The following is a 25,769-nucleotide window of genomic DNA, read 5'->3' as shown; positions in this document are numbered from 1 at the left end:
GGCGTGGGTTGCATTACGGCTCCCGATGGAGCCGGCTTGAAGGGGTGAACGGATGGCGCGGTCGCAGGACCGGCGCCCGGGCTATTCGCGCAGGGCGCAGTACGGGATTTTCACCGGCTACGTGATCGCCATCATCGGCGTCGTGGCCGGGCTGGCCGTGGTCGTTGCCTCCCTGATCAACCCGGATGCTTTCTCGTTTGCACGCAGCACCGCTTCGGAAGTCGCACGACCGCTCGGCCGTGCCGGCGCGGCCAGCCGCGGAACAAGCCAGGGTGTGCTCGCCGCCATCGGGGCCTATTTCAAGGCCGGGCAGCAGAACGCCGAATTGCGCCGCGAAGTCGAAGCCGCCCGCGCTGAAGCGGTTTCGATGCAGTCCCTAAAGGACGAAAACCGACGCCTCAAGGCGCTGCTCGGCATTGTCGACGCCGCACGCAAACCAGTCGCAACCGTCCACCTGATCGGCTCGACCGCATCAAGTACCCGCCGTTTTGCGGTAATTGATGCAGGCACCCGGCAGGGCGTACAGCCCGGCCAGCCTGTCCGCGCCGCCTCCGGCCTCGTCGGCCGGGTCATCGAGACCGGCCCGGACACCGCGCGGGTGCTGCTCGTCACCGATCCCGACAACGTCGTGCCGGTACGCCGGGCGCGTGACGGACTGGCCGCGTTCGTACAGGGCGCATCCAACGGCCGGATCGACATCCGTTTGATCAACATGGGCGTCAATCCGGTCAGGAAGGGCGACGTCTTCGTCACATCCGGTTCGGGCGGGCTCTACCCTCCCGGCATCCCGGTTGCCGTTGCCACCGATCCCCATCGTGATGGCGCAACCGGCCATCTGGCTGCCGATCCCGCCGACAACGAATTCGTGATTGTCGAGCAGGCCTATCAGGCACAGGCCAACGAACAACTCCGTCAGATCGAAAAGGACGGCGCAGCGGCCGCGGCGCAGGAACCGTGAGCTGGAGCGGCCTCGGCACCGCGTCCGACGAGGTCGTGCGCAAGCGGATCAACCGTGCGCCCCATCCGGTCGTCGCCACGGGCCTGCCGTGGGCCACGATCATGCTCGCCTCAATGGCCAGCTTCTCGCCGATCATTGCCTCGGCCCCGGTGCTGCCTCCCATCGCCTACATCATGCTGCTCGCCTGGCGCATGCTGCGCCCCGGCATGCTCCCGGTCTGGGCGGGACTTCCGCTAGGTTTCTTTGATGATCTCTATTCGGGCCAACCGTTCGGATCGGGCATCCTGCTCTGGTCGCTGACGATGCTGGTAATGGAAGTGATCGACGAGCGGTTTCGCTGGCGTGGTTTCTTCGAAGACTGGATGGTCGCGGCGACATTGATCGTCGGGTATCTGCTGATCTGTGCCACGTTGGCCGGCATCGCCACTGGCTACCCGCTTCCTGTCGTCATCCTGCCACAGGTGCTGGTCTCGGTGATGCTCTATCCGGTCATGACCGGCGTCGTGGCCCTGCTCGACCGGGTGCGCCTGCTTCCCCTCAAGAGGCTGTGACGGTGAAGTCGCGGCTGCCGATCACCTCTGCGATCCTCACCAACCGCTTCGAGCGGCGCACGTTCGTCATGGGATCGCTTCAGGCGGGCGTCGGCGTCCTTCTTGCCACGCGCCTTGGCTATCTCGCGGTTGCGCAGAACGAGAAGTACCAGGCCGCTTCCGAGAGCAACCGCGTCAACCTGACGCTGATCCCGCCCCGCCGAGGCTGGGTACTCGACCGCTTCGGCAAGGCGCTGGCCGCCAACCGCGCGGATTTTCGCGTCGACCTCATCCCCGACCGCGTCGAGGATCCGGACCGCACGATGAAGACACTGGCGGACCTTCTCGCCCTTCCGCCCGACCGCGTGCGCGACATCCGCGACAAGCTCGACAAGGCGCGCGGTTTCCAGCCTGTCGAAGTTGCGTCCAGCCTCGATTGGGACAAGTTTGCGGCCGTCTCGGTGCGCCTGCCCGAACTGCCCGGCGTCATTCCCCAGCGCGGTTATTCGCGCTTCTACCCGACTGGCGCTGCCGTTGGACACCTTGTGGGCTACGTCGGCGCCGCTTCCGCCGAGGACTACGAAAAGGAACGCAACCCGCTCCTCATCACCCCGGGATTCAAGATCGGGAAAGACGGACTCGAAAAGCAGTTCGAAACGCGCCTGCGTGGCGTTCCGGGAGCGCGCCGGGTCGAGGCGACGGCTTCCGGCCGGATCGTTCGCGATCTTGGCACGCGCGAGGACGTACCCGGCAAGCCGATCCAGCTGACCATCAACGCCGGTCTTCAGGACTATGCAGCGCGGCGGATCGGACTGGAATCGGGTTCGGTCGTGGTCATGGACTGCGAAACCGGCGATGTTCTCGCCATGGCTTCGATGCCAAGCTTCGATCCCAACAGCTTTTCCGACGGCATCGGCCGCATCGAATGGAAGATGCTGTCCGAGGACGATCACGTGCCTTTGCGCAACAAGGTTCTGCGCGGGCTCTATCCTCCGGGGTCCACCGTCAAGCCGATGGTCGCCATGGCCTTCCTTGAAGCGGGGCTCGATCCGGAGGCAAGTGTCAACTGTGCAGGCGGCCTTCGTGTAGGCAACCGCGTGTTTCACTGCTGGAACCACCGTGGCCATGGTTCGACGAACATGGCCAAGGGCATTTACCAGTCTTGCGACGTCTACTTCTACCACTTCGCGCAACAGCTCGGGATGGACGTGATCGCGCAGATGGCGCGGCGGCTTGGGCTCGGGCAGGAATTTCCCATGCCCTACGCCGGCCAGTCCTATGGCACCGTTCCCGATCCCGCATGGAAGATGCGCAAGTACAAGAAGGAATGGGCAGTCTACGACACGGTCAACGCCACGATCGGTCAGGGGTACATGCTGGTCAACCCGCTGCAGCAGGCGGTCATGGCTTCGCGCATCGCCTCGGGCCGCGAGGTCATGCCGCGACTGCTGCTTGATCGCCACGCCCCCCTGCCGAAGTCGATGGGCTTTCGCCAGGACCACCTCGACTACATCCATGCGGCGATGAGCGAAGTGGTGAACGGACGCGGCACCGCCGGCAAGGCGCGGCTCCCGGTCGAGAACGTGCTTCTGGCGGGCAAGACCGGCACCGCGCAGGTCGTCGGGCTCAACATCGGCAATGGCAAGGGCGGCCTGTGGAAGCACCGCGATCACGGTCACTTCATCTGCTTCGCCCCGTTCGACAAGCCCAAGTATGCCTGCGCCGTGGCGATCGAGCATGGCGGCGGCTCGGGCTCGGCCTACCCGATCGCGCGCGACGTGATGACCTACATCTTCGCGCCCGACAAGGCGATGGAAGTGCTCGACGGGTTCGAGAAGCAATGGGGTGGCAACGTCCAGCAGCGCATGGCCACGCGCTATAACACTTTCGCCGCCAAGTACGGTGGATCGGCGCCAAAGCCCGTGCCCGACGACGAGGAACTGACCGAGCGGGTCGAGGAAGAGCGCAAGCCCGACACTGAGCCGACCGATGCGCAGACTGCTGCGGCGACGCCCGGCGCAGAGCCTGTCACCACACTTGAAGCACCGCCAGCCGCGCCTCCACCGGTCGTCGCCGCGCCTGCAGGAGCGCAGTGATGCCACGCGCCTACGTCCCTGCCGCCATTGCCCGTCAGCCCTGGGGCGTGCTTCTGCCTCTCGCGGGGCTCGTGACCTTTGGCTCGGCTGTGCTCTATTCGGCGGCAGGCGGACGGTTCGAAACCTGGTCGATGTCGCACCTCGTACGCTTCGTCATCTTCCTGATCATGGCCATGATCATCGCCCGCCTGCCACAGGAGCTGTTCCGGCGGATGGCCATCCCGATCTACGTCGCATTGTGCCTTCTGCTCGTGCTCGTCGAACTGATCGGCGGCATCGGCGGCGGAAGCCAGCGCTGGCTCAATCTCGGCTTCATGACCCTGCAACCGTCGGAGCTGATGAAGCCCGGTATCGTGCTTGTGCTGGCATGGTTCTATTCCGTGCTTCCGGTCGGCGAGACGCAGAGCTGGCGTTCGCTCGCGCCTGCCGGCATCCTGCTGGGCATTCCCGCGGGTCTCGTCATGCTCCAGCCAGACCTCGGCACCGGACTTGCGATCTCGTTCGGCGCAGTCGTCGTGATGTTCCTTGCAGGCCTTCCGTTGCGCTGGTTTCTGGGCGCAGGCGCGGCCGGTCTGATCATCGCGCCCCTCGCCTTCTTCACCCTGCTTCACGATTACCAGCGCAAGCGCGTGCTCGTGTTCCTCGACCCCGAGAACGATCCGCTCGGCTCGGGATACCACATCACCCAGTCGAAGATCGCGATCGGCTCGGGCGGATTCTTCGGCAAGGGTTTCGGGCAGGGCTCGCAAAGCCATCTCAACTATCTGCCGGAATCGCACACCGACTTCGTCTTTGCGACCATGGCCGAGGAATGGGGCATGCTCGGCGGGCTGTTCGTGCTCGCCGTCTTCGGCCTGATCTTCCGCTGGGGCTTGAAGGTCGCCAACAACGCGCCCGATCGCTTCTCGCGCCTGCTTGCTGCAGGCATGACGATGACCATCTTCTTCTACATGTGCATCAACCTGATGATGGTCATGGGCCTCGCTCCGGTGGTCGGAATTCCGCTACCGTGGATGAGCCATGGCGGCTCCTCGATGATGACCAATATGATCTGCATCGGCACGATCATGGCCGTCGAACGCTGGAGCCGATCAGCGCCGCGCAGCCTCTCCTGAAAAACCGAAATTTGGGGCTTGGCAGCCGTCCAAAAATCGCTATTGGGGCGGCTCCCGAGCGGGAATGGACGCATAGCTCAGTTGGTAGAGCAGCTGACTCTTAATCAGCGGGTCCTTGGTTCGAGCCCAAGTGCGTCCACCATTCCCCTCCCCGCCGCACACCATGCGGCATGCCCCTTCCGGGTACGGACGCATAGCTCAGTTGGTAGAGCAGCTGACTCTTAATCAGCGGGTCCTTGGTTCGAGCCCAAGTGCGTCCACCATTTTCTTCCCTGTCGATAGTGCCAATGTCCGGCTGACCTGTGTGCGCCTACGCTATTGCCTGCAAGCAACGCGAAGGAATGCATGATGGAACGGGTCACGCTCTGGGGCTGGATCGATTTCGAAGGCAAGGATGCAGCGGAAATCGCGCGTGGTGGTGCCCCGCACATCCTGCCGACGTATGACGAGCCCGGCTGTATCCACTACGTCTGGAACGGCGACGCGCTGAACCCCTCGCGACTGTGGGTCTATGAGGAATGGGAAAGCGTTGCGGCGCTGGCCGACCATCTCGCCGGGCCGCTCTACCGCGCAATGGCCGATTACCTCACCCAGTCCGGCATGACCGGGGCCGATGTGGCCAAATACAAGGCTGTTGCCAAGCAGCCGGTCTACGACGGCTCAGGCCTGCCAAAAGCGCAGTTCGATTGAGCCGCAAAGAAAAGCGCCGGGACCTTGCGATCCCGGCGCGAGGTTTCGTCTGGTGACGAAAATCAGAACTTGAAACCTGCGGCAACGCCGTAGCGGCGCGGCTCCAGGGTGAAGATGTTGGTGAACAGGCCCGACGACTGATCGGTAACGTAGAGCCCGGTCGTGGCGTTGTTGTTGGCGAGGTTCTGGATGTAACCGCGCAGGAACCAGCGGTCATCCTTGCCATTGAGCTGGATCTGGGCGTTCATCACCGCGAAACCCTTTATGCGGTTGATGTTGCCGTTGAAGATCGTGCCGTAGCTCTCACCGGTATAGTTGATGTCGAAGCGCGGGACGAGCGTCATGTCGCCGGCTTCGAGCGTGTACTGGATGCCTGCCGACCACTTGAACTCGGGCGCCTGAGGCAACTGGTTGCCCTTGACGTTCTTCTCGATGCCCGAGCTTACCTTGATGCCGCCGAACAGATTGCCGATGGCGGCCGCCTGTGCTGCAAGCGCACCGCAGATCGAGAACGCACCGGTGGTGTTGGTGCCCGGGATCGGCGTCGGAGCCTTGAGCCCGATCTTGCCGTTGATCGCGCCGACGAAGGCATTTGCCGCCGCTGCACTGGCACCCGTAACCGCGCAGTTCGAACCCAGGGTGATGTCCTTGATGATCACCGTGTCCGAACGGCCTGCCGAAACATCGCGCGTGTCGACGAACAGCTGGTCGCCTGCCACCTTGGTCTTGAGATAGCTCGCCGAGAGATTGACCAGCAGGTTGCGGGTCGGCGCCATGATGGCTTCGGCTTCGACGCCGTAGATATTGGCATCGATGTTGTCATTGACCGAGGTGCGCGCGGTGATGCGGCTGAGCTGCAGATCCTTGTAGCGGTAATAGAATGCCGAAACATTGAGCTGCAGTGCGCCGAAGCGGTTCTTCGACCCGAGTTCGAAGGCATCGACCGATTCCGGCTTGAACGAGTCATTCACTGACCCGACCGAAAGCGGCGGATTGATGCCGCCCGACTTGTAGCCGCGCGAATACGACAGGTAGACGAGGTTGTCCGGCGTGATCTGGTAATCCAGCACCGCTCGACCGGTCATGCGACCGAAGCTGACCGAGCGCTCCTGGAACGGCTGTACGCCCAAGGTGCCTTTGTCGAAGTCGCCTGCCGAAGCATAATTCAACGCTTCCTCGAGCGTGTTCGCGCCGATCAATGCGTAGAGCGCACCGCCACCGGCAAACTCGCTCGACAGACCATTGCTGAGCAGGGTCGTGCGCGCCCGGGTGAACTTCTTGTCGTGGTTGTAACGCAGGCCGAGAGTCAGCTTCACCTTGTCGTTGAACTGGAAGTAGCTCTCACCGAAGATGCCGTAGCTGTCGACGGTGCCCTTGGCGGTATTGCTGCGGAAGAACGGCGAGGGACGGAAGACGGCCTTGCCGCCGGTCGCCCCCGTAAGAGCCGCCGCTGCGCCAAGTACACCAGCCGCATAGTCGAGGCCGAACGAGTTGACGTAATAGCTGTTGTTCGTCGTTTCACCGCGCAGGTAGTTTGCGCCGATCAGGAAGTTGAACATCCCGTCGAAATCGGAGTCGATGTGCGCTTCGGCCGCATACTGCTTGTAGCTCTGGCTTGATTCATCGATGTCGTACGATGTCTTTGCGCAGAGAGCCTTGCCGCCCGCGCCGAAAACACCAACGTTGTTCGGGTCGATGTCCGACTGGCAGACATTGCCGGTCGGGCCATTCGGGATAAGACGGGCAGCGATCGGTCCAAAGGCAAAGGCCGTTGCGGGGTTGGCCGCAAAGGCTGCAAGGCCATACAGACCAAGGCTTCCGGAAATGGCCCGCTGGGTGGCCAGATTGTAGTCGGTGCGGCTGCGCACTTCGTTGCGGGCAAAGCCTGCCGTGACGTTCAGCGTCAGGTTGTCACCCAATGCCTGCTGCAGCTTGCCCTGATAGACTTCTTCCTTGGCGAAGTAGGTCGGCAGGTAATCGATGTTGACGGTACGCACGTCTGTCGGATTGACCGCGTTCGAGAAGCCGTCACCATCGGTGTTGTAGATGCTGCCGAGGCCCAGCGCCGCGAAGGCCGGCGCAACCGCGATGCCGAAGAATTCGCGCGACGAAAGCAGCGACGCCAGCGTCGAATCTCCGTTGGTCGTCTCATTGGCGAGCTTGTCGGGCAGACAGCCGAGCACGCCGGTGGGATCGCGATGGCAGAGCTGCTTCTGCACACGGCTGCGGCTGTCGTTCTCGCGGAAGTAGTAGGCCGAAAGGTCGATGGTGGTGTCGGGGCTCGGCTCCCAGCGCAGCGACCCGCGCAGCGCATACATGTCACGCCCGTCGATCCGGCTGTCGGTGCCGATGTTGTAGGTATATCCGTCGCGGCGGTTGTACATGCCGGCAAGGCGGATGCCGAGCGTCTCGCCGAGCGGCACGTTGACCATGCCCTTCACGCGGACCGAATTGTACTTTCCGTAGTCGGCCTCGCCCGAGGCCCCGAAGCCGGATAGATCGGGCTTGGCGGTTATCACGTTGACCACGCCGGACGTTGCGTTGCGCCCGAACAAGGTGCCCTGAGGCCCGCGCAGAACTTCGATCCGCTCGAGATCGAAGAATTCCGTTTCGAACAGGCGGCTCTGCAACATCGGCATGTCGTTGAGGTGGATGCCGGTCGCGGAATCGCACGACACGCCGACGCAAAGGTCGCCGATGCCGCGGATCGTGAAGCTTGACGAAGTGAAGTTCGTCTTGGTGAAGGTGACGTTGGGCAGCGAAAGTTGCAGATCGGACGAGTTCTGGATCTGCTGCTTCTCGAGGTTTTCGGCAGTAAAGGCCGAAACAGCGATCGGCACCGCCTGAAGCGACTGTGCCTGGCGCTGGGCCGTGACGATGATCTCTTCCAGCCCGACATTCTCATTCGCGGACTGCGCGAACACGGGCGACGAAATGGCCGTTACGCAAACGCCAGCCAACAGGGAAAGCTTGCCCCTCATAGGTTCAGACCTCTCTCTCCAGCGGTGTCCGTCATTGATCGCGGACTACCTGAACTGCAGGACATAACAGGCGTGAATCTTTGTCAATCGTATAATTAAAAATGCGGGTTTCCGTAGGGGAAGGTCGTTTCATTCGTGACCGAAAATATCCGCTTCGGTATGAAAATGCATAGATTCCCGGCAAGTGACGGCACGGAACCGTCGCAAAAGCGCGAATCAGCTCCCAGTCGCCTCGCCTGTTGCAGCGCTGCTGAAGGGCCCACAGTCGTCTGCCCGGCGGGCTCGGTCGGCGGCGGCAAACTCCTCCCCGCCCGCAGCCAGTCTCCGGTCCAGAATGATGCCGCGCTCCGTTGGCGTATAGACGACAGGCAGCCCCGGGTGGGCCAGCTTGCGCTCCTTCTGAAGCATGAAGCGGATGCCGCCGGGATGAGATAATGAGTCGAACACGGCGACGTTGTCGCTGTTGGCAGCAAACACCGAGACAGAAACATAGCCTCCTGCCGGATCCGGCGCGACGTTGACGATGATCGGCCCGCGCGACAGATCGTAAACGCAACTTGCGTAGGCCAGATCGGGCGATGGCCGAACGATCTGACGCGACCCGGCTGTCGTGCGGTCACCGAAACGGAACCGGTTGACCATTCGCCCCTTCTCCGACAGCCGGTCCATGACAACGTGCATGATCACCCATGGCGTGGCGACGACTGTGGCCGCAAAGCCTGCGCCGACGGCAACCAGGAACGCGATTGCGTATCGCACGCGGCGCCTCATCGTGCTTCTCCGGCGCAATCCAGCCGTTCGACTTGTGGAAAGGGTATGGAGGCGAAGTCACGCTGCGCCGATGGCGTGGGGTTGTAGATGCGCAAGGTCAGATCGAAGGCCCCTGCCCGCGCCGTCGATATCCACGGTTCGTGCTTCGGCCGGCTTGGCCCCGCCTCGGCGCTCCACTGCCCTGCGGCATCCGGGCGTACTTCCGACGCATCGACCGATAGCGCATCGTCATCGTTTTGCGGCAGGTAGTTGTCGGGCGCATAGGCGGTGATCGACCACCAGCGACCGGGCAAGGGACCGCCGCTAAGCCGGTAACGACAATCTTCGCGCAGGCGATTGCCCGAACTGTCTGTCGTGCGCGTGAAGTAAAGCGCCTGGGTGCGGTTGAGGGCCAGCAGCCCGCTGATCGCCACTCTCGCGCGCAGCATGGCTCCGGCATCGACCGAGCCGGTAAGATGGCTTCCCGACCAGCCCTGGTGCGCTTCGGCGCCCATACCCATCGCACGAAGCGATGCAACCGCGGCCCCGGACCCGCAGGCCAAACCTGCAAGAATGGTGACGGCGTATCTCAGCGCCAGGCGCATGGCGTTTTCCGGTCAGTGCCTCCTTTGGACTCCATCGCCCCCTCCCTGTGCCAGGTGTTCAACCCTTGCAGTGCCCAAGCTGTCAGACCCCATCAGGCGAAAAAAGGGAAATCTTCCGGTTCCACAAAGTTGTCGAGCGGGAACGCCTTGCCATCCCTGCCGGTTGCGCATGAGCAATTGTTGCCCGGGAGAACGGTAGTGGATGGCGCGCTCGAATGGTTTGCCGCGTTGGGAACGATCATTGCGGCAGGTCTCGTCGCGGCCGATCTGGGACGGCGTATAACGGGTTGGGGCTTCGTGCTGTTTGTAGCGGTATCGATCTCATGGGTCGTATCAGGCGTACTGAACGACACGGTCTCGATCGCGATCCAGAACGGAGCATTGCTTCTGGTAAACGCGTACGGCGTATGGCGCTATCTGATCAGCGACAAGGAAAAGAAGTCCGGATCATCAAATTGAAAAACAACTCCGTTTTGAATACTGTTTGCTAACCAATCCATTTTGGTTCTGACAATTGGAAGCAATTACAACATATTGCAGATCATTACAAATTAATAAGAGAAAATACTTAGCGTAACCCCGAATGGTTCATCGGCCCTTCTTCGACAATGGATGATTGCAGGACATCGCCACGAAGCCGGACAGGGCTCACAGTGCCGATGAACGGGGGTGCGATGAGCAAAATCCAGCTGAGAGCCAAGGCACGAAGACTGATTGCTGCTGCGAACGAGCTGCTTGCCATCGCACACGAACTTGAGCTGACCGACGCCGACCAGCAATCCGAGGAAGGCCCGGCATCCCACATGGCCAAGGACAGCCCGGTCTGGGCGGAAGTCGCGCGGACCGCCTATCGCGAACGGCGCCGTCGTCAGGACGTATTTGCCGATCCGGCACTCTTTGGTGAACCAGCGTGGGATATCATGCTCGACCTGTTTATCGCAGCGAAGGAGCGCAAACGCCTTCCGGTGACGAGCGCCTGCATCGGCGCAGCCGTCCCGGCGACAACCGCACTGCGCTGGCTCACCGTGCTGGAGGACAAGGGCCTAATCCTGCGCGAAAATGATACCGCCGACGCACGCCGCGTGTTTGTTCGCCTGTCGAGCGACGGGTATGAGAAGATGGTCGCCTACTTCGCGGACATCGCCGGCGACATGCGCCAGGACGAAGACATTGAGCTGCCCTCGCTGCGAATGGCGCAATAAGGCCTAAAATGAAAAGGGCGACCTTCGCAGGCCGCCCTTTCGGTTCTTGCGTTGCAGGAGGTTGATCAGGCGCCGAGGCGGCCGAACGCGCCCTTGCCGGCATAGCGCGCCGAATTGCCCAGCTCTTCCTCGATGCGGATAAGCTGGTTGTACTTGGCAAGCCGGTCCGAACGCGCAAGCGAGCCCGTCTTGATCTGGCCGCAGTTGGTGGCAACCGCGAGATCCGCGATCGTGGCGTCCTCGGTTTCGCCCGAACGGTGCGACATGACAGCAGTGTAGCCGTTGCGCTGCGCGATCGAGACGGCCTCGAGCGTTTCGGTGAGCGATCCGATCTGGTTGACCTTGACCAGCAACGAGTTCGCCAGCCCCTTGCCGATGCCCATTTCGAGGCGCTTGGGGTTGGTCACGAACAGATCGTCGCCGACCAGCTGCACGCGCTTGCCGACCTTGGCAGTGAGCGCAGCCCAGCCTTCGAAATCGTCTTCGCCCATGCCGTCTTCGATCGAGATGATCGGATAGGCATCGCACAGTGCGGCAAGATAGTCCGCCATTGCGTCGGGCGAGAGCGAAAGGCCCTCGCCGCTGATCTCGTACTTGCCGTTCTTGAAGAACTCGGTCGCTGCGCAATCGAGTGCGAGCATCATGTCCTCGCCCGGCTTGAAGCCGGCCTTTTCGATCGAAGCCATCACGAAGTCGAGCGCGTCGCGCGTGCTGGCAAGGTTCGGTGCGAAGCCGCCTTCATCGCCAACTGCGGTTGCCAGGCCCTTCTCGTGCAGGCCCTTCTTGAGCGTGTGGAAAACTTCGGCCCCCCAGCGCACGGCTTCCGCCAGAGTGGGCGCGCCGACGGGCATGATCATGAATTCCTGAAAGTCGATCGGGTTGTCGGCATGTTCGCCGCCGTTGATGATGTTCATCATCGGCACCGGCAGGACATGGGCCGAAACGCCGCCGACGTAGCTGTAAAGCGGCATGCCGCGTGCATCGGCAGCGGCCTTGGCGACGGCAAGGCTGGTCCCGAGAATGGCGTTAGCGCCGAGTCGGCTCTTGTTCTCGGTTCCATCAAGCTCGATCATCGCAAGGTCGATGTCGCGCTGATCTTCGGCATCCATGCCGACGATGGCTTCGGCGATGTCCGAGTTCACGGCGGTGACCGCCTTGGTCACGCCCTTGCCCAGATAGCGCGCCTTGTCGCCATCGCGCAGTTCGACGGCCTCGTGCGCGCCAGTCGAGGCGCCCGAGGGCACCGCAGCACGGCCGAAGCTGCCGTCTTCAAGGAGAATATCGACTTCGACGGTGGGATTGCCACGGCTGTCGAGGATTTCACGCGCATGGATGTCGATGATCGCGGTCATGGTCTGCTCCCTGCAGGGTGGCGACGAGGATTCTTGCGCGCCACGGTTTGGCGCGGCTCCTATCGGCTGGAACCCTCGCAGGCAAGCCGCGTTGCCTGACCACATACCTATACGGGCGCATCTCCCGCACCATCCCTGCTTGCCTTTGTCAAAAAGGGTCTGGCAAGATGGCGCGGACCGCCCATATCGTAACGGCAACTGCCGTGCGAAATGCCGAAGGGAATACGACAATGGCCGATACTACCATGACCCCCGAAGACGCTCCCAAGAAGACTGCTGCCAAGGCTGGCGGACTTGCTACGTCTGTCGCCCCGGTCGCTGAATCGACCGATGATGTCAGCGCCAAGGGGCGTTTCACCAAGGCAATCGAGGAAGCCAAGGCTGGCGCCGAAGCCCTGAAGGGGGAGGCGTTGGAAAAGGGCTCTGCCTACAAGGCCAAGGTCAGCGATACCGCCACCGATTGGGTCGGCGAAGCCAAGGTTTATGCCACGCAGGCCAAGGAAAAGGGTGCTGAACTCGCGTCACAGGGCAAGACCAAGGCCAGCGATGCGTTGAGCACTCTGGGCAAGACCATTTCCGATAGCGCCACCTCGATCGACGAGAAGCTTGGCGTTCAGTACGGCGATTATGCCCGCACCGCCGCCCGCTCGATCCAGGAAACCGCTGCAAGGCTCGAAGCCAAGGATCTTGGTGAGCTGGGCGAAGACGTGAAGGAATTCGTGAAGAAGAGCCCTGGCGTGGCGATCGGCATCGCGGCAGTTGCCGGTTTTGCCGTGGCCAAGCTGCTTTCGGGCGGATCGGACGACTGACGGCACCTGTCGCAAAGGTGCATGATCAGATGTCTGAAATTTCATGACCGAAATCGAACCAGCCGCCGCCGTGGCAGACCAACATGATCAACCCTCGGTCGGTGACGCCCTGCGCGCACTGGTCGAGGATGCCCAGACGCTTGTCGAGGCCGAGGTCGCCTATCGCAAGGCCCAGGCCGCCTATGGCTTGGGTCAGGCAAAGACGATCGCGGTTCTGCTGATCCTCGGACTGGCGTTCGGCTTCTTTACGCTCCTGGCGATCGTTGTGGGGCTTTTGCTTGCCCTGGCGGCATATGTCGGCGTCTGGGGTGCACTTGCCATCGTCGGCGGTGCACTGTTGATGCTGACTGTGCTCTGCCTGTTCATGGCATCGGCGCGCATGAAGCGGGCCAAGGCCGGCCTGACGGGCGGGGAGCAAGCCGGATGAGCGATCCGCGTACCATTGCCGAGGCCCGTGCCCTGCGAGATGCAGCGCTGGCCATCGTGAAGGGTGATCTCGAACTGGCAAAGACCGAGACTTCGCCCGCACGGATCAAGGAACGTGCAGTCGGCGAGGCCGTTGAACTCGTCGAGACCGCCCGCGACATCGCGAGCGAGAACAAGGCCGTGATCGGCGCGACGGCTGCAGCACTGGCGGCATGGTTCCTGCGGGGACCGCTGCTGGAGCTGGCGGAGAAGGCGCGCGACATGGTCCGACCCGGAGATTGATATGTCCAACAAGAACATGACCGAAAAGCCCGAACTTCACGAAAAGGTCGAGGCTGCGAAGGCCCGTCTCGCTGAGCGCACGGGCAACGCCAACCCGGCGCAGAAGGTCAAGACCCTGATCGAGGAGCATCCCGTGGCTTCGCTTGCCGCCGGCATCCTGCTGGGCGCGCTGATTGCAAAGGCCCTTCCTTCGTCAGGCCGCCTGCGCAAGAGTGCGGCCGGTTTTGCCAGCGTCGCTGGCAAGCTGGCGGTCGATTATGCGGCGAAGGCGGCCGAGGCCGGGCGCGAAGGCATGCACAAGGTCGAGGAAGTTGGCGGCAAGATCGCTGATGTGGGCGGAACCGTTGGCGGCAGGATCGCCGAAGGCAGCGGCGATGCGAAACGAAAGGCCGTCGATCTAGCCGAAGTGGCACGGTCTGCGGCGATGGAAGCTAGCGAGATCGCCATTCGCAAGGTTACCGAGTTCGCCTCGCGCATGAAGCACTGAGTTGCGCCATTACAGGTAAAAATACGACTTTCATCGACTTGCTTTGACCTCGGCTTTTTGTCAGTGGCACAGACGAATCCTCCCAATGGAAAGTCGCCAATGCAAAAGCTGCACCTCGTGATGGGCGGGCGGGTCAAGGACCCGCAGGGCCTCGAATTCGTCGACCTCAAGGCCATCGACCTTGTCGGTGTGTTTCCGGACTACGCCAGCGCCGAAGACGCCTGGCGCAGTGCCGCGCAGCGGACGGTCGACGATGCCGAAATGCGGTATGTGATCGTCCACATGCACCGCCTGCTTGAACCCGAGTTGCCGGCAAGCTGATCGGACATACGAAAAAGGCCCCGGAAATCCGGGGCCTTTTTTGTTGCGATATCAGCAAGCTGTCAGATGAACTCGATCTTCTGCACGAGGTAGAACTTGTCGCCCGACGGCACGGTCACCTCGATCTCCTCGTCCACCTTGCGACCGATCAGCGCCTTGCCCAGCGGCGAGTTGTAGCTGATCATGCCGTGCTTGGCATCGGCCTCGTAAGGGCCGACGATCTGGTACTTCACCGGCTTCTCGTCTTCGTCGAGCAAGGTCACGGTCGCACCGAAGATGATCTTGTCACCCGAGAGCGTGGCCGGGTCGATGATCTGGGCGCGGCTGACGCGGTCTTCAAGATCGGCAATCGACGCCTCGACCTGACCCTGGCGTTCCTTTGCGGCATGATATTCGGCATTTTCCGAAAGATCGCCGTGGGCGCGCGCTTCCTCGATGGCATCCACGATCCGGGGGCGCTCTTCGCGCAGCGCTTTCAGCTCGGCAGTCAGCCTTTCGTAGCCTCCTGCAAGCATCGGCAGCTTTTCCACACTCGCCATCCGTCAGTCTCTTTCCTGTACTGCCCCCTGATTGCCGTTACGGCATTCAGGGAAAACCTGCCCCCGCCGACCTGCGCCGCATGCGCAAGGCCGGACCTTCAAAGCCATGATGCCGGGAAGCTTCCACTAGGTTGAGCTATAATAGTCCTGCAACGAACGCACTTCAAGTTCGGCCGAGCGCAGGGCTTCAATTGCCTCCACCGCCGCGACCGAGGCCGCCGCCGTGGTGAAGTAGGGCACGCGCGAATTCAGCGCCGAAGCGCGGATCGACTGCGAGTCCTTGTGGCTCTGCCAACCTTCGGTGGTATTGAAGATCAGCGACATGTCGCCATCGATGATGCGGTCGACGATATGCGGGCGACCTTCGGCCACCTTGTTCACGCGCTCCACGATCACGCCCGCGTCAGTCAGGTAGCGCGCCGTGCCACCCGTCGCCACGATCTTGAAGCCAAGATCGGTAAGCTTGCGGACTGCAGGCAGGACTACGGCCTTGTCCGAATCCTTGACCGAGACGAACACCGTGCCTGTCTGCGGCAGCTTCGTCCCTGCCCCCAGCTGCGACTTGGCAAAGGCGACGGCAAAAGTGCTGTCGATGCCCATGACCTCGCCAGTCGACTTCATTTCGGGCGAAAGCACCGGGTCAATGCCGGGGAAGCGCGCGAACGGGAACACCGCTTCCTTGACCGCCATGTAGTCGATCTCGCGCTTGATCGCGGGCAGGTTCGCCAGCTTCTCGCCCGCCATGATCCGCGCGGCGTATTTGGCGATGGGCTGACCCACGGCCTTGGCGACGAACGGCACCGTGCGGCTGGCGCGCGGGTTTACCTCGATCAGATAGACTTCGCCGTCCTTGATAGCGAACTGGATGTTCATCAGACCACGCACATCCAGGCCGCGCGCAAGCAGGACCGCCTGGCGCTCCATCTCGGCGATGATCTCGGGCGAGAGGCTGTAGGGCGGCAGGGTGCAGGCGCTGTCGCCCGAGTGGATGCCCGCTTCCTCGATGTGCTGCATGACCCCGGCGACGGTCACGTCGTCGCCATCTGCCAACGCATCGACGTCGCATTCAATCGCATCGCGCAGGTACTGGTCGATCAGTACCGGGCTGTCGCCCGACACCTGCACGGCGGTCGCGATGTAGTCATCGAGCTGCGCCTGGCTGTCGACGATCTCCATCGCGCGGCCACCGAGCACGTAGCTCGGACGGATCAGCACAGGATAGCCGATGCGGCTGGCAACCGCGACGGCTTCGTCGCGGCTGCGCGCGATGCCGTTCATCGGCTGCTTGAGGCCCAGCTTGGCAACCAGCGCGGCAAAGCGCTCTCGGTCTTCGGCAAGGTCGATCGAGTCGGGCGAAGTGCCGAGGATCGGGATGCCCGCATCCTGCAGCGCCTGCGCCAGCTTGAGCGGGGTCTGCCCGCCAAACTGCACGATCACGCCGACGAGTTCGCCCTTCGACTGTTCCAGCTCGAGGATTTCAAGCACGTCCTCGGCCGTCAGCGGCTCGAAGTACAGTCGGTCCGAGGTGTCGTAGTCGGTCGAGACGGTCTCGGGATTGCAATTGACCATGATGGTCTCGAACCCGGCCTCATCCAGCGCGTAGCACGCGTGGCAGCAGCAGTAGTCGAACTCGATGCCCTGCCCGATACGGTTGGGACCGCCGCCGAGGATCACGATCTTCTTGCGGTCGGTGGGAGCAGCCTCGTTCTCGGGCTCGCCGAAGAGCGCGCCTTCGTAAGTCGAATACATGTAAGGCGTCACCGCCTCGAACTCGGCGGCGCAGCTGTCGATGCGCTTGAACACCGGGCGCACGCCCAGCTTGTGGCGCAGCGCGCGCACTTCCGCTTCGCTGGTGGCACCCGCCATCGCGCGCAGCGCGTCGTGCAGCAGGCCCGAGCGCTTGGCCTGGGTCTCGCCCATGCCGCCGGCAACCCCGACCGAGCGCACCGCCAGCGTGGCGAGGCGCTTGTCGGAAAAGCCCATCGCCTTCAACCGGCGCAGGCCTGCGGCGTCGTTGGGCAAGCCGTTCTGCTGGATCGCGGTTTCCTCGGCGATGATCTCGCAGATATGGCGCAGGAACCACGGTTCGTACTTGGTGACCGCGTGGATCTCGTCCACGCTCAGCCCCTCGCGGAAGGCCTGGGCGATCACCAGCAGGCGATCAGGCGTCGCGCGGGCGAGCGCTGCGGTGATCTCGTCGCGGCTTGCGCCTTCCAGCTCGACCACGCGGTTGAAGCCGTCGAGGCCGGTTTCCAGCCCGCGCAGGGCCTTCTGCATCGATTCCTTGATGTTGCGGCCGATCGCCATGACCTCGCCGACCGACTTCATCGCGGTGCCGAGCAGCGGCTCGGAGCCCTTGAACTTTTCGAAGGCAAAACGCGGGATCTTGGTCACGACATAATCGATCGTCGGTTCGAACGCAGCCGGCGTCGCACCGGTGATGTCGTTCATGATCTCGTCGAGCGTGTAGCCCACGGCGAGCTTGGCCGCGACCTTGGCGATCGGGAAGCCGGTGGCCTTGGATGCCAGCGCGGACGAGCGCGACACGCGCGGGTTCATCTCGATAACGATAAGGCGGCCATCGGCGGGATTGACCGCGAACTGCACGTTGGAACCGCCTGTTTCCACGCCGATTTCCCGCAGGACCGCGATCGATGCATTGCGCATGATCTGGTATTCCTTGTCGGTCAGCGTCAGCGCCGGGGCGACGGTGATCGAATCCCCGGTATGGACGCCCATCGGGTCGACGTTCTCGATCGAGCAGATGATGATGCAGTTGTCCTTTTTGTCGCGGACAACCTCCATTTCGTACTCTTTCCAGCCGAGGAGCGATTCCTCGATCAGGACTTCGGTGGTGGGGCTGGCTTCGAGGCCGCCCTTCACGATCTTGACGAATTCGTCCTTGTTATAGGCGATGCCGCCGCCGGTGCCGCCCATGGTAAAGCTCGGGCGGATGATCGAGGGGAGCCCGGTGCGCTCGAGGATGGCCAGCGCCTCGTCAATGCTATGCGCCACGCCCGAGCGCGCCGATTCCAGCCCGATCTTGTCCATCGCCTCGCGGAAGCGCTGGCGGTCCTCGGCCTTGTCGATCGCATCGGCATCGGCACCGATCATCTGGACGCCGTACTTCTCAAGCGTCCCATCGTTGAACAGCGCCAGCGCGGTGTTGAGCGCGGTCTGCCCACCCATCGTCGGCAGCAGCGCATCGGGGCGCTCCTTCTCGATGATCTTGGCGACAACCTCGGGCGTGATCGGCTCGACATAAGTCGCGTGCGCCATGTCCGGATCGGTCATGATCGTCGCGGGGTTCGAGTTGACCAGGATGATGCGATAGCCCTCTTCCTTGAGCGCCTTCACCGCCTGCGTGCCCGAATAATCGAACTCGCAAGCCTGGCCGATGATGATCGGCCCGGCGCCGATGATCAGGATCGAGGAGATGTCAGTGCGTTTGGGCATTTAGGAAGACTTCGCTATTAAAGCCCTCCCCCTCGAGGGGGAGGGTTGGGTGGGGGTGTACGACGCATGAGCGATAAACGCCTGACGCCGCTGGCGCGCAAATTGCGCAAAGATCCTACGGAAGCCGAAAAACGAATGTGGTCGCGCCTCAAAGGCGAACAGCTTGGCGTCAAATTCACGCGCCAATTTCCGATTGGAAACGCAATCGCGGACTTCGCTTGCCGCCGCTTGAAGCTGGTCGTCGAACTGGACGGCGGGCACCATGCCGATAGCAGCACCGACGATACCCGCACCCGAATGATCGAGGCACACGGCTACCATGTCGTCCGCTACTGGAACAACGATGTGCTCAGCAACACGGACGGTGTCTTGACCGCACTGATGATAGAAATCGACCTCGCCAAAAACCGCACCTGAAAAGCTCCCCACTTCAACGGAGAGGTTAGCGCCATAAAAGCCCTCCCCCTCAAGGGGGAGGGTTGGGTGGGGGTGTGCCACGCCGATAGGCAGACGCGAGGCTGCGCCTCGCTCCCCCACCCCCGGCCCCTCCCCGCTGGGGAGGGGGGCAGTAAGACCCGTGTCGGAGGAGGGTTCAGTTAGTTTGAGCATCAGTATTGGACCATGCCCAAATCCGTATGCACAGACACCCCACGCTCCTTTGCCCATCGATCAAGGCAACCTTGATAATCACGATTTTGCGGAAGGGGTTCCTGCCCATTCTCATCCGCAACCTTAATAACCACCTTCAATGTGCCAGGCTTAGTCCGCCACCAAAAAACCTTTGGATCGCCAACTGCGCGTTCAACTTCAATGTCCCCATCCACCCCGCATTGCCGCGCTGCCTTCAGAACATCGGACTCATGCACTTTTTTCTGGCGTCCCTCGGCACCAGTTGAAAAGATTAGAGGCAGAACGAGGAATAGAAGTCTTTTCACCCCAACATCCCCACAAACTTCTCGAACAGGTAGAAGCTGTCCTGCGGTCCCGGCGATGCCTCAGGGTGATACTGCACCCCGAACGCGCGCTTGCCCTTCACCGCGATGCCGCAGTTCGAGCCGTCGAACAGAGAGACGTGGGTTTCGATCACATTGTCACCCAGCGCGCCGGGGGCGTTGTCCACCGCGAAGCCGTGGTTCATCGAGGTGATCTCGACCACACCATCTTCCATGCGCTTGACCGGGTGGTTCGCGCCGCGGTGGCCCTGGTGCATCTTGGTGGTGCGCGCACCCGCGGCGAGCGCCAGCATCTGGTGGCCGAGGCAGATGCCGAAGACCGGCATGTCGATCTCAAGCAGCTTCTGGATCACCGGCACGGCATAGGCGCCCGTCGCAGCCGGATCGCCCGGGCCGTTCGACAGGAACACGCCGTCGGGCTTGAGGTCGAGTAGCGTCTCCAGCGAGGTCTGCGCGGGAACCACTGTCACCACAGCGCCGGCCTTTACCAGATTGCGGAAGATGTTGTCCTTCGCGCCGAAGTCCATCGCCACCACGTGCGGGCGCTTGTCATGCGGCGAACGGCCATAGCCCTGCCCCAGTTTCCAGACCGAGCCTTCCCAGCTCTCCTGCGCATCGCGCGTGACCACACGGGCAAGGTCCATGCCTTCAAGGCCCGGCCAGTTGCGCGCGCGCTCGATCAGCGCAGGGATATCGAACTCGCCCTTGGGATCGTGCGCGATCACCGCGTTGGGCGCGCCCGAGATGCGGATGCGGCGGGTCAGCGCGCGGGTGTCGAGGCCCGAGATGCCGATCTTGCCGAGCTTTTCCATCCACTTCTGGAACGTGCCCGCGCTGCGGAAGTTGGCGGGATCGGTCACGTCCTCGCGCACGATGCAGCCCACGGCACCCGGCACGTCATGGCTTTCCATGTCTTCGCCATTGGTGCCGACATTGCCGATGTGCGGGAAGGTGAAGGTCACCACCTGGCCTGCATAGGACGGGTCGGTCATCACTTCCTGATAGCCGGTCATCGCGGTGTTGAAGCACACCTCACCCACGGCAGAACCGGTTGCGCCGAAGCCTCGTCCCCACGCCACAGATCCGTCCGCAAGCACAAGGACTCCCGTCGCACCATCTGGTTGAGGCGCGTGCGAAAGTGCGGGGTCGGCCATGATGTGGGGCGCTCCGTTGGCAGGGGTTATGACGATGTCGCTAAGGGGCGGCAGCTAGACCTGACTCGCCGCAGCGTCAACCTAGCGATTTCCTAAAGTTTGGCCTACATGTGGCGTTTCCCGCTTTTGCGGGCACCACACCCACAGGAAATACGATTACATGATCCGCGACACCCTCAAGGCCGCGCAGGTTTCGGCCATGAAAGCCGGCGACAAGCCCCGCCTCGCCGCCGTCCGCCTGATCCTTGCCAAGATCAAGGACAAGGACATCGAACTGCGTACTGCCACAACGCAGCCCGACGATGACGTGCTCGTCACCGACGTTCTGCAGAAGATGGCCAAGCAGCGCCGCGAATCGATCACGCTCTATGAACAGGGCGGCCGCCAGGAACTCGCCGACATCGAGAAGGCCGAACTGGTCGTGATCGAGGAATTCCTGCCCCAGCAGATGGGCGAGGACGAAGTGAAAGCCGTGATCGCCACGCTCATCGCCGAAACCGGCGCTGCGGGCATGAAGGACATGGGCAAGGTTGTGGCGGCGCTCAAGGCGAAGCACGGCACTCAGCTGGATATGGGCAAGGCAAGCGGATTGGTGAAGGCCGCGCTGGCGGGGTGAGTTAGTCGGCGCTGGCATGTCTCGACTACGGCCTGCGGGCTACGCTCGACACGAACGGACTTTTGGATAGGATAGCCTTTTCCTTCCCCGTTCGTGTCGAGCGAAGTCGAGACACGCTGTGCCAAGGTTCGATGTCATGGCCTTCTGGACCTACATCCTGCGCTGCGCTGACGGGAAATATTATACTGGCCATAGCGACAATCTGGAACGTCGAATGGCCGAACACACACACGGTGGATTCTGCGCCTTCACTTCTAAGCGCCGACCCGTCACGCTCGTTTGGTGCGAAACATTCGCCACGCGCTATGAAGCGCTCACCTGCGAAATGCAGGTTGGGAAGTGGTCACGCGCCAAGAAGGAATCGCTGATCGCAGGCGATTGGAAGCTCCTTTCCCACTTTGCTCGACCGCCGCGTGAACGTGTCTCGACTTCGCTCGACACGAACGGGGTTGGGTGCGAAGGGGCCGAGCAATGACTCTCACCCCTCAATGGATGGACGAACTGCGAAACCGGATCTCGCTTTCGGGCGTGATCGGGCGGAGCGTGCGCGTCACCAAGGCGGGGCGGGAGTTCAAGGCGTGCTGCCCGTTCCATAACGAGAAGACGCCCAGCTTCACCATCAACGACGAAAAGGGCTTCTACCACTGCTTCGGCTGCGGCGCGCATGGTGACGTGATCCGCTGGATGACCGACCATCAGGGCCTGCCGTTCATGGAAGCGGTCAAGGAACTGGCGCTGCAGGCGGGGATGGACGTCCCTGCCCCCGATCCGCGCGCGGCCAAGGTCGCCGAACAGCAGAAGTCGCTGCATGATGTGATGGCGGCGGCGCAAGCCTTCTTCGTCAACTGCCTTGCCGAGGACCGCGGCACGGAAGCCCGGCGCTATCTCGCCTCGCGTGGTTTCCCGGCAAATGTCGTGCGCGAATTCGGCTTCGGCTTCGCGCCCGACAGCCGCACCGCGCTGAAAGAGGCGCTTTCCGCCTTTCCCGATGCAATGCTGATCGAGGCGGGCCTGCGCATCGTGGTCGATGGAAAGGAGCCTTACGACCGTTTTCGTGGAAGGTTGATGCTGCCGATCCTCGATCCGCGCGGGCGCGTGATCGCGTTTGGCGGACGTATCCTCAGCGCCGAGAAGACTGACGCGCCCAAGTATCTCAATTCGCCCGACACCCCGCTCTTCGACAAGGGCCGCACGGTCTATAACCTCCACCGCGCCGCCCCTGCCTCGCGGGCGAATGGGCGCGTCGTGGTCGTCGAAGGCTACTTGGACGTCGTCGCGCTGGCTGCTGCGGGGATCGGCGAGGCGGTCGCCCCCCTCGGCACCGCGCTGACCGAACACCAGATCGAGCGGCTTTGGCGATTGGTTGAAACGCCCACGCTCTGCTTTGACGGCGACGCAGCCGGGCAGCGCGCCGCGATGCGCGCCATCACGCGCGCGCTGCCGATGCTGCGCCCCGGCCATAGCCTGCGCATCACTACCTTGCCCAAGGGCATGGACCCCGATGACGTGGTCAAGCGCGACGGACCGCAGGCAATGGAGGCACTGCTCGATGGTGCGCGCAGCCTTGTCGATGTGTTGTGGGAGGTCGAACGCGACGCCCAGCCGCTGGCCACGCCAGAAGACAAGGCGGGACTGAAGGCCCGGCTGCTTGCCCATTGCGAGACCATCCAGCACCCCGACATCAAGTCGCTCTATCGCCGCGAACTGACGGAGCGATTCGGCGAACTCGCCTTTGCCCGCAAGGAGCGCGCCCCGTTTCAGCCGCGCCAGGCGGGGCAGCCGCGCGGAGGCCAGGGCAAGGGACCGTGGAAGCCGGCACCTCCCCCGCTTGGCGCCGATGACAAGGCGCGGATGCTGCGGATCGGCACTGGTCCCAGCACCAACCTCCTGGCCGCCGTCCTCGCCGGGCTCGTCCGCCATCCCGCACAGATCCCGGCCCACGCAGAATCACTCGCGCGCCTCCAGCCCGAGGACCCAGCCCGCTCAGCGCTGCTCGATTTGCTGCTCTCGCTCGCCGACGGCGCGCAAGCGCTTGAAACGGCAGCGCTTGAACCCATATTGATCGAGCGGGGCCTTCGGGTGCCGTCGGCGCAGGACTACGCCGGAATGCGATTCGGTTTTCTCACCGGCGTTGGTGATTCGGCCCCCGAAGAATTGGCTGAAGCAGTATCGCTGCTGGTGGAACTACCGGCCGTCGAGGAAGCGCTCGGACATGCCACGCGCGTCCACGAGACGGAGTTTTCCGACGAAAGTTTTGCCGAACAGCAACGATTGTTGCAGCGAAGGCTGGCATTGCTTGCCCGTTTGGGGCAGATGGGCCGTGCTCGTGCTGCGTTATAATTATACAAATACGCACTTCGGGTCAGTCAGGCCCGGCTCTAGATGATGGTACCGGGGTTAAATGGCTTCGAACGACAAGACCGATAGCGGCGACGCTCCGCTGATTGATCTCAACGATGCATCGGTGAAGAAACTGATCGCGCGCGCCAAGCGTCGCGGCATCATCACGTATGACGAACTGAACGAGGCCCTGCCGCAGGACCAGATGTCTTCCGAGCAGATCGAGGACATCATGGCCGCGATCTCGGAAATGGGCGTCAACATCGTCGAGAGCGACGAGGACGCGGTCGATCCGGAAGATCGTGCCGAGGACGAGCCCGACGAGACCGAAACCGGGATGGATGATCGTCCCGTCGTCGAGAAGCGCAAGGAAACCATCGAGCGCACGGACGATCCGGTGCGCATGTACCTGCGCGAGATGGGCGCGGTGGAACTGCTCAGCCGCGAAGGCGAAATCGCCATCGCCAAGCGCATCGAAGCTGGTCGCGACACCATGATCATGGGCCTGTGCGAAAGCCCGATCACCTTCCACGCCATCATCCAGTGGTCAGAAGCGCTCAACGCTGGTGAAATGCAGCTGCGCGAGATCCTTGATCTCGACGCGATGCTGTCCAAGGAACCGCAGCCCGAAAACCTCTCGGAAGACGGCGAGGAAGCCGAACCCGAAATCAGCGAAGCCACCGCCGGCCCGACCTTCAAGGAGGAAGAGGACGTCGAGGAAGAGCCCGCCGAAGACGAGGACGACGAACTGCGCGAACGCCGCGCCCGCCCTGCCGAAGAGGAAGAGGAGGACAATACCCTCAGCCTCGCGCAGATGGAAGCGCAGCTCAAGCCCGCCGCGCTCGAGCGTTTTGCCGAAATCACCGCACTGTTCCGCGCGTTCGAAAAGATTCAGGCCGAGCGCCTCGACGCGCTGGGCATGGGCAACGATTTTCCGGGTGCCCGCGAAACGCAGTACCAGAAGCTGCGCGAGGACCTTACCGCGCAAGTCGAATCGGTGCAGTTCCACGCATCGAAGATCGAATACCTTGTCGACAACCTCTATGCATTCAACCGTCGCCTGACCGCGCTTGGCGGGCAGATGCTCCGTCTGGCAGAGCGTCACAAGGTGCCGCGCAAGGACTTCCTCGACATGTATGTCGGGCACGAACTTGATGACGGCTGGCTGCAGAACCTTGCCACGCGCGACAAGCGCTGGGCCGCATTTGCCGCCAACGAGCTTGATCCGGTCGAGCGCATTCGTGCCGAAGTTTCCGACATCGCGGCTGCCACCGGCATGTCGCTGGTCGAGTTCCGCCGCATCGTGAACATGGTCCAGAAGGGTGAGCGCGAGGCGCGCATCGCCAAGAAGGAAATGGTTGAGGCCAACCTGCGCCTCGTGATCTCGATCGCCAAGAAGTACACCAACCGCGGGCTGCAGTTCCTGGACCTCATTCAGGAAGGCAACATCGGTCTGATGAAGGCGGTCGACAAGTTCGAGTACCGCCGCGGCTACAAGTTCTCGACTTACGCGACATGGTGGATTCGTCAGGCGATCACGCGCTCGATCGCCGATCAGGCGCGCACGATCCGCATCCCGGTCCACATGATCGAGACGATCAACAAGCTGGTCCGTACCAGCCGCCAATTCCTGCACGAACAGGGCCGCGAACCGACACCGGAAGAAATGGCCGAGCGGCTGTCGATGCCGCTCGAAAAGGTCCGCAAGGTGATGAAGATCGCCAAGGAGCCGATCTCTCTTGAAACGCCGATCGGCGACGAGGAAGATTCGCACCTGGGCGATTTCATCGAGGACAAGAACGCCATCATCCCGGTCGATGCGGCGATTCAGGCGAACCTCAAGGAAACGGTCACCCGCGTCCTTGCCAGCCTTACCCCGCGCGAGGAACGCGTGCTGCGCATGCGCTTCGGCATCGGCATGAACACCGATCACACGCTGGAAGAAGTGGGCCAGCAGTTCTCGGTGACGCGCGAACGCATCCGCCAGATCGAGGCCAAGGCGCTGAGGAAGCTGAAGCATCCGTCGCGATCACGAAAGATGCGCTCGTTCCTGGATCAGTGATAGCCGCCATCCACCTGACTTTCGCTGCATTGCAACAATCCGTTG

The 25,769-nt window shown here is 62.6% G+C and carries 25 protein-coding genes and 2 tRNA genes; 19 read left to right on the top strand and 8 right to left on the bottom strand.

Features of this window, described 5'->3' with window-relative positions:
- Window positions 1-52 precede the first annotated feature (52 nt).
- The 7 genes from mreC to AC2A04_RS00410 all read left to right on the top strand — a co-directional run bounded on the left by mreC (window position 53) and on the right by AC2A04_RS00410 (window position 5,389).
- Entirely contained in the window at window positions 53-958 is a 906-nt protein-coding gene (mreC, locus tag AC2A04_RS00440) for a rod shape-determining protein MreC (RefSeq protein WP_484210346.1), read from the top strand.
- Window positions 955-1,509 (top strand): rod shape-determining protein MreD, encoded by a 555-nt coding sequence (locus AC2A04_RS00435; RefSeq protein WP_484210345.1) that lies wholly within the window; start codon window positions 955-957, stop codon window positions 1,507-1,509. Before mreC ends, AC2A04_RS00435 begins: the two co-directional genes overlap by 4 nt.
- Before the next feature lie 2 nt (window positions 1,510-1,511).
- Window positions 1,512-3,584: a penicillin-binding protein 2 gene (gene mrdA, locus AC2A04_RS00430; RefSeq protein ID WP_484210344.1), complete on the top strand. Its 2,073-nt coding sequence runs from the start codon at window positions 1,512-1,514 to the stop codon at window positions 3,582-3,584.
- Window positions 3,584-4,699 (top strand): rod shape-determining protein RodA, encoded by a 1,116-nt coding sequence (gene rodA / locus AC2A04_RS00425; protein WP_484210343.1) that lies wholly within the window; start codon window positions 3,584-3,586, stop codon window positions 4,697-4,699. The genes mrdA and rodA overlap by 1 nt, the downstream gene beginning before the upstream one ends.
- A gap of 66 nt (window positions 4,700-4,765) precedes the next feature.
- Window positions 4,766-4,841: transfer RNA gene (locus AC2A04_RS00420), tRNA-Lys, on the top strand.
- A 45-nt stretch (window positions 4,842-4,886) separates the two neighbouring features.
- Window positions 4,887-4,962 (top strand) — tRNA-Lys (locus AC2A04_RS00415).
- 85 nt (window positions 4,963-5,047) lie between these two features.
- Window positions 5,048-5,389 carry a putative quinol monooxygenase gene (locus AC2A04_RS00410; protein ID WP_484210342.1) on the top strand — a complete coding sequence of 114 codons (342 nt, stop codon included), beginning with the start codon at window positions 5,048-5,050 and terminating at the stop codon, window positions 5,387-5,389.
- Window positions 5,390-5,451: 62 nt separating this feature from the next.
- Here the strand turns inward: AC2A04_RS00410 and AC2A04_RS00405 are convergent, their stop codons facing one another.
- The 3 genes from AC2A04_RS00405 to AC2A04_RS00395 form a co-directional block, all read right to left on the bottom strand.
- Entirely contained in the window at window positions 5,452-8,313 is a 2,862-nt protein-coding gene (locus tag AC2A04_RS00405; protein WP_484210341.1) for a TonB-dependent receptor, read from the bottom strand.
- A 273-nt stretch (window positions 8,314-8,586) separates the two neighbouring features.
- A complete protein-coding gene (locus tag AC2A04_RS00400; RefSeq protein WP_484210340.1) occupies window positions 8,587-9,141 on the bottom strand; it encodes a DUF1254 domain-containing protein in 555 nt (184 codons plus the stop codon).
- Window positions 9,138-9,641, bottom strand: a complete 504-nt coding sequence (locus AC2A04_RS00395; RefSeq protein ID WP_484210339.1) for a DUF1214 domain-containing protein — start codon at window positions 9,639-9,641, stop codon at window positions 9,138-9,140. The genes AC2A04_RS00400 and AC2A04_RS00395 overlap by 4 nt, the downstream gene beginning before the upstream one ends.
- A 282-nt stretch (window positions 9,642-9,923) precedes the next feature.
- Between AC2A04_RS00395 and AC2A04_RS00390 the strand changes: the two genes are divergently transcribed.
- Both AC2A04_RS00390 and AC2A04_RS00385 read left to right on the top strand, forming a co-directional pair.
- Window positions 9,924-10,184 (top strand): hypothetical protein, encoded by a 261-nt coding sequence (locus AC2A04_RS00390; RefSeq protein ID WP_484210338.1) that lies wholly within the window; start codon window positions 9,924-9,926, stop codon window positions 10,182-10,184.
- Window positions 10,185-10,399: 215 nt separating this feature from the next.
- The gene (locus AC2A04_RS00385) at window positions 10,400-10,927 is read left to right on the top strand and encodes a MarR family transcriptional regulator (RefSeq protein ID WP_484210336.1); all 528 of its coding nucleotides are present in this window, start codon (window positions 10,400-10,402) and stop codon (window positions 10,925-10,927) included.
- Window positions 10,928-10,992: 65 nt separating this feature from the next.
- Here the strand turns inward: AC2A04_RS00385 and eno are convergent, their stop codons facing one another.
- The gene (eno, locus tag AC2A04_RS00380; RefSeq protein ID WP_484210335.1) at window positions 10,993-12,279 is read right to left on the bottom strand and encodes a phosphopyruvate hydratase; all 1,287 of its coding nucleotides are present in this window, start codon (window positions 12,277-12,279) and stop codon (window positions 10,993-10,995) included.
- Window positions 12,280-12,509: 230 nt separating this feature from the next.
- On the opposite strand from eno, the gene AC2A04_RS00375 reads away from it, so the two are divergent.
- The 5 genes from AC2A04_RS00375 (at window position 12,510) to AC2A04_RS00355 (ending at window position 14,604) form a co-directional block, all read left to right on the top strand.
- Window positions 12,510-13,088 (top strand): hypothetical protein, encoded by a 579-nt coding sequence (locus tag AC2A04_RS00375; RefSeq protein ID WP_484210334.1) that lies wholly within the window; start codon window positions 12,510-12,512, stop codon window positions 13,086-13,088.
- Window positions 13,089-13,131: 43 nt separating this feature from the next.
- On the top strand, window positions 13,132-13,515 hold the full coding sequence (locus AC2A04_RS00370; RefSeq protein ID WP_484210333.1) for a phage holin family protein: 384 nt from the start codon (window positions 13,132-13,134) through the stop codon (window positions 13,513-13,515).
- Complete coding sequence (locus AC2A04_RS00365) at window positions 13,512-13,796, top strand: hypothetical protein (RefSeq protein WP_484210332.1); 285 nt, start codon at window positions 13,512-13,514, stop codon at window positions 13,794-13,796. Before AC2A04_RS00370 ends, AC2A04_RS00365 begins: the two co-directional genes overlap by 4 nt.
- 1 nt (window position 13,797) lies before the next feature.
- Window positions 13,798-14,283, top strand: a complete 486-nt coding sequence (locus tag AC2A04_RS00360; protein ID WP_484211704.1) for a hypothetical protein — start codon at window positions 13,798-13,800, stop codon at window positions 14,281-14,283.
- A gap of 99 nt (window positions 14,284-14,382) precedes the next feature.
- Window positions 14,383-14,604 (top strand): DUF4170 domain-containing protein, encoded by a 222-nt coding sequence (locus AC2A04_RS00355; protein WP_484210331.1) that lies wholly within the window; start codon window positions 14,383-14,385, stop codon window positions 14,602-14,604.
- Window positions 14,605-14,666: 62 nt separating this feature from the next.
- Here AC2A04_RS00355 and greA read toward each other — a convergent pair whose 3' ends face one another.
- On the bottom strand, window positions 14,667-15,143 hold the full coding sequence (greA, locus tag AC2A04_RS00350) for a transcription elongation factor GreA (protein WP_484210330.1): 477 nt from the start codon (window positions 15,141-15,143) through the stop codon (window positions 14,667-14,669).
- A 126-nt stretch (window positions 15,144-15,269) separates the two neighbouring features.
- Window positions 15,270-18,599 carry a carbamoyl-phosphate synthase large subunit gene (gene carB, locus AC2A04_RS00345; protein WP_484210329.1) on the bottom strand — a complete coding sequence of 1,110 codons (3,330 nt, stop codon included), beginning with the start codon at window positions 18,597-18,599 and terminating at the stop codon, window positions 15,270-15,272.
- Between the two features lie 66 nt (window positions 18,600-18,665).
- Between carB and AC2A04_RS00340 the strand changes: the two genes are divergently transcribed.
- Window positions 18,666-19,016 carry an endonuclease domain-containing protein gene (locus AC2A04_RS00340; RefSeq protein WP_484210328.1) on the top strand — a complete coding sequence of 117 codons (351 nt, stop codon included), beginning with the start codon at window positions 18,666-18,668 and terminating at the stop codon, window positions 19,014-19,016.
- 191 nt (window positions 19,017-19,207) lie between these two features.
- Here the strand turns inward: AC2A04_RS00340 and AC2A04_RS00335 are convergent, their stop codons facing one another.
- Both AC2A04_RS00335 and carA read right to left on the bottom strand, forming a co-directional pair.
- Window positions 19,208-19,534, bottom strand: a complete 327-nt coding sequence (locus AC2A04_RS00335; RefSeq protein WP_484210327.1) for a single stranded DNA-binding domain-containing protein — start codon at window positions 19,532-19,534, stop codon at window positions 19,208-19,210.
- Entirely contained in the window at window positions 19,531-20,706 is a 1,176-nt protein-coding gene (gene carA / locus AC2A04_RS00330) for a glutamine-hydrolyzing carbamoyl-phosphate synthase small subunit (RefSeq protein WP_484210326.1), read from the bottom strand. The genes AC2A04_RS00335 and carA overlap by 4 nt, the downstream gene beginning before the upstream one ends.
- Before the next feature lie 160 nt (window positions 20,707-20,866).
- Between carA and AC2A04_RS00325 the strand changes: the two genes are divergently transcribed.
- The 4 genes from AC2A04_RS00325 to rpoD all read left to right on the top strand — a co-directional run bounded on the left by AC2A04_RS00325 (window position 20,867) and on the right by rpoD (window position 25,724).
- Entirely contained in the window at window positions 20,867-21,322 is a 456-nt protein-coding gene (locus AC2A04_RS00325) for a GatB/YqeY domain-containing protein (protein WP_484210325.1), read from the top strand.
- Between the two features lie 136 nt (window positions 21,323-21,458).
- On the top strand, window positions 21,459-21,797 hold the full coding sequence (locus AC2A04_RS00320; RefSeq protein WP_484210324.1) for a GIY-YIG nuclease family protein: 339 nt from the start codon (window positions 21,459-21,461) through the stop codon (window positions 21,795-21,797).
- Window positions 21,794-23,662, top strand: coding sequence for a DNA primase (gene dnaG, locus AC2A04_RS00315; RefSeq protein ID WP_484210323.1), 1,869 nt, complete (start codon window positions 21,794-21,796; stop codon window positions 23,660-23,662). The genes AC2A04_RS00320 and dnaG overlap by 4 nt, the downstream gene beginning before the upstream one ends.
- A gap of 61 nt (window positions 23,663-23,723) precedes the next feature.
- A complete protein-coding gene (gene rpoD, locus AC2A04_RS00310; RefSeq protein ID WP_484210322.1) occupies window positions 23,724-25,724 on the top strand; it encodes an RNA polymerase sigma factor RpoD in 2,001 nt (666 codons plus the stop codon).
- Window positions 25,725-25,769 lie beyond the last annotated feature (45 nt).

This window comes from Novosphingobium sp. HNCC26DJ243 (genome assembly GCF_057180545.1).
The sequence above is the reverse complement of the archived record's forward strand: the minus strand, read 5'-3'. Positions and strand labels throughout refer to the sequence as shown.

Excerpts from the sequence above, each read along its gene's own strand:
- AC2A04_RS00340 (WP_484210328.1), top strand. The coding sequence starts at position 18,666 with ATGAGCGATAAACGCCTGACGCCGCTGGCGCGCAAATTGCGCAAAGAT.
- mreC (WP_484210346.1), top strand. The coding sequence starts at position 53 with ATGGCGCGGTCGCAGGACCGGCGCCCGGGCTATTCGCGCAGGGCGCAG.
- dnaG (WP_484210323.1), top strand. The coding sequence starts at position 21,794 with ATGACTCTCACCCCTCAATGGATGGACGAACTGCGAAACCGGATCTCG.
- AC2A04_RS00325 (WP_484210325.1), top strand. The coding sequence starts at position 20,867 with ATGATCCGCGACACCCTCAAGGCCGCGCAGGTTTCGGCCATGAAAGCC.
- rpoD (WP_484210322.1), top strand. The coding sequence starts at position 23,724 with ATGGCTTCGAACGACAAGACCGATAGCGGCGACGCTCCGCTGATTGAT.
- AC2A04_RS00385 (WP_484210336.1), top strand. The coding sequence starts at position 10,400 with ATGAGCAAAATCCAGCTGAGAGCCAAGGCACGAAGACTGATTGCTGCT.
- greA (WP_484210330.1), bottom strand. The coding sequence starts at position 15,143 with ATGGCGAGTGTGGAAAAGCTGCCGATGCTTGCAGGAGGCTACGAAAGG.
- AC2A04_RS00355 (WP_484210331.1), top strand. The coding sequence starts at position 14,383 with ATGCAAAAGCTGCACCTCGTGATGGGCGGGCGGGTCAAGGACCCGCAG.
- AC2A04_RS00375 (WP_484210334.1), top strand. The coding sequence starts at position 12,510 with ATGGCCGATACTACCATGACCCCCGAAGACGCTCCCAAGAAGACTGCT.
- AC2A04_RS00410 (WP_484210342.1), top strand. The coding sequence starts at position 5,048 with ATGGAACGGGTCACGCTCTGGGGCTGGATCGATTTCGAAGGCAAGGAT.
- AC2A04_RS00400 (WP_484210340.1), bottom strand. The coding sequence starts at position 9,141 with ATGAGGCGCCGCGTGCGATACGCAATCGCGTTCCTGGTTGCCGTCGGC.
- carB (WP_484210329.1), bottom strand. The coding sequence starts at position 18,599 with ATGCCCAAACGCACTGACATCTCCTCGATCCTGATCATCGGCGCCGGG.
- AC2A04_RS00320 (WP_484210324.1), top strand. The coding sequence starts at position 21,459 with ATGGCCTTCTGGACCTACATCCTGCGCTGCGCTGACGGGAAATATTAT.
- AC2A04_RS00365 (WP_484210332.1), top strand. The coding sequence starts at position 13,512 with ATGAGCGATCCGCGTACCATTGCCGAGGCCCGTGCCCTGCGAGATGCA.
- rodA (WP_484210343.1), top strand. The coding sequence starts at position 3,584 with ATGCCACGCGCCTACGTCCCTGCCGCCATTGCCCGTCAGCCCTGGGGC.
- carA (WP_484210326.1), bottom strand. The coding sequence starts at position 20,706 with ATGGCCGACCCCGCACTTTCGCACGCGCCTCAACCAGATGGTGCGACG.
- AC2A04_RS00370 (WP_484210333.1), top strand. The coding sequence starts at position 13,132 with ATGACCGAAATCGAACCAGCCGCCGCCGTGGCAGACCAACATGATCAA.
- eno (WP_484210335.1), bottom strand. The coding sequence starts at position 12,279 with ATGACCGCGATCATCGACATCCATGCGCGTGAAATCCTCGACAGCCGT.
- AC2A04_RS00360 (WP_484211704.1), top strand. The coding sequence starts at position 13,798 with ATGTCCAACAAGAACATGACCGAAAAGCCCGAACTTCACGAAAAGGTC.
- AC2A04_RS00395 (WP_484210339.1), bottom strand. The coding sequence starts at position 9,641 with ATGGGTATGGGCGCCGAAGCGCACCAGGGCTGGTCGGGAAGCCATCTT.